This is a genomic window from Sporosarcina sp. E16_8 (assembly GCF_017347095.1).
Classification (GTDB): Bacteria; Bacillota; Bacilli; order Bacillales_A; family Planococcaceae; genus Sporosarcina.
Genome location: NZ_JADPRZ010000125.1, coordinates 1 through 803, shown reverse-complemented (window position 1 = coordinate 803; position 803 = coordinate 1). Strand labels below are relative to the sequence as shown.

The window sequence follows — 803 nt, the reverse complement described above, 5'->3', positions numbered from 1 at the left end:
AAGTAGTAGATGTCAGCCCTTTCCACGATGGCTTGCGGCGGAATAATACCATGCTAAATCGTTTGGAAAATGAAATGAAAGCAATCGAGACCGCAGTCGAAGGACTCGTTGCGATGGAAGACTCCCTTAAAGGGCAAGGTGGTGATGCAATCCGTTCATTTTATGCGGAGTGCCACCTGCCGTTCTTACAGTTTTTCATGACATTCAAAAGCAATTACGGAAATGTCCTGACCCAAATGGATTCCGCACTTGATGCATTGGAGCCAGATATGAACGGGTTCATCCGTCAAACGTTCCTTGAAGGTGAAGTTGAAGCCGGACTTACGGAAATAGCACAACTGACAAGCAGTCTCACCGACGAAGCCAACGACATTATGAATCAGGTCGCCGATATCGTTGCCCTTCCACATTTGAATGATAGTGATGTGCAGGAAGGGGTTCGAGATGCGCGGAGGAAACGGGATCAAACGATTGCCGATTTGTACGAATTTGATGCGAACCAGACGAGGGCTTTGATAGCGATAGAGAATGATCTGAAGACGATGGAAACATGGATTTCTGATATCGAAGGATTGTTCACAGATGGTGTGACGGCCATCGACTTCCCGATGGATAAATGGGCAGCATTATCGGCGAAAAATACACTTCAGACAGATTTAGCACAACGGACGGCTGGGATGGACGGCGTAAACGGGGGACAAGGATCCGGTGATGAACTTGGCAATCTAGTAGGGGCGAATACTTCTGAAGATGAGCAATTGAAAGCACTCTATGCTGCACTCGCAAAAGAACCACATGTGGGT

Annotated in this window: 1 protein-coding gene; it reads left to right on the top strand. The window is 47.4% G+C overall.

Features of this window, described 5'->3' with window-relative positions:
• Positions 1-803: ribonuclease YeeF family protein (locus tag I2484_RS21190; protein ID WP_207152998.1), on the top strand; the 803-nt coding region annotated here is incomplete at both ends.